General features: G+C 70.3%; 3 protein-coding genes. 1 reads left to right on the top strand and 2 read right to left on the bottom strand.

Translation table 11 applies throughout. From position 1 onward, the window contains the following. On the top strand, nt 1-1,468 hold a 1,468-nt coding region (locus LAO51_20255), incomplete at its 5' end, for a transposase (GenBank protein ID MBZ5641079.1). Nucleotides 1,469-1,738: 270 nt separating this feature from the next. Here LAO51_20255 and LAO51_20250 read toward each other — a convergent pair. Together LAO51_20250 and LAO51_20245 are read right to left on the bottom strand one after the other, a co-directional pair. After that, a complete protein-coding gene (locus LAO51_20250; GenBank protein MBZ5641078.1) occupies nt 1,739-2,545 on the bottom strand; it encodes a phenylalanine 4-monooxygenase in 807 nt (268 codons plus the stop codon). Nucleotides 2,546-2,564: 19 nt separating this feature from the next. Continuing rightward, nucleotides 2,565-3,586 (bottom strand): AMP-binding protein (locus tag LAO51_20245; protein MBZ5641077.1); only part of this gene is annotated, 1,022 nt, incomplete at its 5' end.

Below are 3,586 nucleotides of genomic sequence, written 5' to 3'. Positions count from 1 at the left end.
CGCGGCCCGTGCCGTCCTGTACCGTGCGGTCGCCGGTGCCGTGGAGACGTTTCTCGCGATCGCCCGCGAGCGGGACCGGGTCGTACCGCGGTTCGTGGAACGTGAGTTCCGGGCCTACCTCGAATGCGGCATCCTGGCCCACGGCTTCCTCCGCGTGCACTGCGATGCCTGCGGCCACGACCGGCTCGTCCCCTTCTCGTGCAAGGGCCGGGGGTTCTGCCCCTCTTGCGGCGGGCGGCGCATGGCCGACACGGCCGCCCATCTCGTGGACGGCGTCTTCCCGGAGGTGCCCGTCCGCCAGTGGGTGCTGACGGTGCCGGTTTCCCTGCGCTACCTGATGGCTTTCGATGCCGGGTTGACCGCCGAGGTGCTCCGGGCGTTCGTGCGCGTCTTGTTCGCCTCGCTGCGCCGCAGGGCGCGCGAGCGGCAGAAGATCCGCTACGCCGATGCGGGCGCCGTGACGTTCGTCCAGAGATTCGGCGATGCTCTGAACCTGAACGTGCATTTCCACGCGCTCGCGCTCGACGGCGTGTTCGACGCCGATGATCCGGGGGAGCTAGGGTTCGTGCCGCTCGACCCGCCGGACGATGCGGAGATCCTGCGCGTCGCCCGAGGATTCGCGCGCCGGCTGGCCTCGCTGCTCGAGCGGCGCGGCCTGGGCGTCGAGTCCGATGCCGGCGACACGGATCCGCTCGTGCGCGACCAGCCACTGATGGCCGAACTCTGCGGCGCTTCGGTGCGCGGGCGGGTGGCGACCGGACCGCGGGCCGGGCAGCGGTTGCGCCGGCGGGAAGATCGAATCGATGTCGAACATCTCCTCGATACCCGGCCCCCCGGTTGCGTGAGCATCGGCGGCATCAGCGTGCACGCGGCCGTCGCGGTCCCCGCACGGGATCGGCGAAGGCTGGAGCGCCTGTGCCGCTATGCCGCAAGGCCGGCTCTCGCCGCCGAACGACTGTGCCTCGATCCGGACGGCCGTCTGGTCTACCGCTTGCGGCACCGCTGGCGCGACGGCACCACCCATCTGCTTCTCGATCCGCTGGAGCTGATGGAGCGGCTCGCGGTTCTCGTGCCACCGCCTCGGTTCCATCTCGTTCGGTACCACGGCATCCTCGCGCCGCGGGCCGCGTGGCGCGACCGGGTCGTCCCGGCGGTCCCCCGCCCCCACGAGAACCCCGATTCATCGGGTACGCCCCGGACCGGCGCCGCGGCACCCGATCAGCAGGCTGCGGGCCGCGAAACCGCCCCGGCGCAGCGTGGCCGGAGGCTGCCGTGGGCGAAATTGCTGCAACGTGTGTTCGGCGCGGAGGCCCTTACGTGCCCCCGCTGCGGGCGGCCGATGCGTATCCTGGCGGCGATTCAATCGCCCGCGGCCATCCGCGCCATCCTCGAGTGCTTGGGGCTCCCGCCGCGTCCACCGCCGGTCGCGCCCCCGGCGGTCGACAGACTGCTGTCCGCCGACGCGTAGGCGACCCTCCCTCGTTGCACCCCGTGCGGCACCAGCGGGCGAGTGTGAGCGCCGACGACTGCGGGCGCCAGGCCGCGCCGCGGCGTGGGGGCGAACAGCTTGAATTCACCCGGGCACCGGGAGAAGAATGGGTGCGTGTGGAGGGTTTCGGGGTAGAGGGCGAGGGTGACATAGCGTTCCAGTACCGGACGCTGCCGCGGATTCGCAGCTTCGAGCTCCTATCCCCTGGCAGGCCGCGCGCTCGGTTGCTTTGCCCTTTCCTCTCCCTCCCTACAATAGCCGCTCTCCCCTCGCCCAGTAATCGAACCCGTCCGCCAATTGCTCAAACGACTCGATGGCGTAGAGCAGCGGCTGGAGGTGCCAGACGTCGTAGTCCTGCTCCACGATCTCGCCGGGATCGAAAGGCCGCACCTCGACCGCGTCGGTCAGGCTGTGCTGAGCCTCCGAGAACGACGAGACGATCCCGTTCCCGTAGATCCTGAGCCCCGCCGCCGTGCGGATCATCCCGAACTCCACCGTGAACCAGTAGAACCGCTCGAGGCGCCGCCGGTTCTTCCCCTCCGCTCGGAGCGCGACCTGCCCGATTTTCTGGTAGAAGTCGGCGAACGCGGGGAGCGTGATCATCGGCGTGTGGCCGAACAGGTCGTGGAACAGGTCGGGGGCCGGCGTGTAGTCCAGCTCGTGGCGCGGGCGGATGTAGTCCGTCGAGGGAAAGACGCGGCGAGCGAGGAACGCGAAGAAGTCCTTCTCGTGGAGGAGGCCGGGGATCCTCGCGATCTGCCAGGAGGTCGCGCCCGCGAGGACGCGGCCGACGTCCTTGAGCGCGGGGATCCGATCCTCGGGGAACCGCATCAGCCGGAGCCCCTCGAGGTACTCGTCGCACGCGCGCTCCGGGAGCTGGTCGCGCTGCCTCCGGTAGAGGATCCGCCAGGTCTCCTGGTCGGTCGCCGGGTACTCCGGGTACGGGATCGCGTCCCCTTCCGGCACCGGCCCGTCGAGGGAGATCGGCACGATCCGAGGGTCCTGGCCGGTCGCGGCGGCCTTCTCGTAGGCGGAGAGATCGTCGTTCGCTTTCATGGGGCCTCCGGGTCTCGGTTCAAGTCGTCAATTCGGGGCGGTCCCTGAAGTAGGCGAGGGCCTCCGGGTTCGCCAGCGCGTCGGCGTTCGAAACCGGCCGGCCGTGAATCACGTCGCGCACCGCCAGCTCCACGAGCTTCCCGGACAGCGTCCGCGGGAGCCCGGGGACCTGCACGATCTTCGCGGGGACGTGCCGCGGTGTCTCCTCGGCGCGGATCGCCGCACGGATCTTCTCCATCAACGCCTCGGCGAGGACGATCCCCTCCCGGAGGCGGACGAACAGCACGATCCGCACGTCCCCGTTCCACTCCTGGCCGACCGCCAGGCTCTCCAGCACCTCGGGGAGCTTCTCCACCACCCGGTAGATCTCCGCAGTGCCGATCCTGACGCCGCCGGGGTTCAGGACCGCGTCGCTCCGGCCGTAGATCACCGCCCCGCCGTCCGGCGTGATCTCCATCCAGTCGCCGTGGCACCAGACCCCGGGGAACCGCTCGAAGTACGAGGCGCGGTAGCGCGACCCGTCCGGGTCGTTCCAGAATCCGACGGGCATGGAGGGGAACGGCGCCGAGCAGACCAGCTCCCCCTTCCGGCCGACCACAGGCTTCCCGCGATCGTCGAGCACCTCGACGTTCATGCCGAGGCCGAGGCTCTGGATCTCTCCCCGCACCACCGGGAGCACGGGGCTCCCCAGCACGAAGCAGGACACGATGTCGGTCCCGCCGGAGATGGAGGAGAGCCTCACGTCCCGCTTGACGTCGCGGTACACCCAGTCGAACGACTCGGGGGCCAGAGGAGAGCCGGTGGAGAGGATCGAGCGGAGCGCCCCGAGGTCGTGCGTCGCGATCGGCCGGAGTCCCGCCTTCTCCGAGGCCGCGAGGTAGTTCGCGCTCGCCCCGAAGTGGTGGATGCGCTCCTCGGCGACGTAGTCCCACAGCGCCGACGGCGGCGTCAGCGGCGCGCCGTCGTAAAGCATGAGGGTCGCGTCCGAAGCCAGAGCGGTGACGAGCCAGTTCCACATCATCCAGCCGCAGGTGGTGAAGT

It is taken from the genome of Terriglobia bacterium (genome assembly GCA_020073205.1).
Classification (GTDB): Bacteria; Acidobacteriota; Polarisedimenticolia; order Polarisedimenticolales; family JAIQFR01; genus JAIQFR01.
This window is presented reverse-complemented; position numbering and strand designations above follow the sequence as displayed.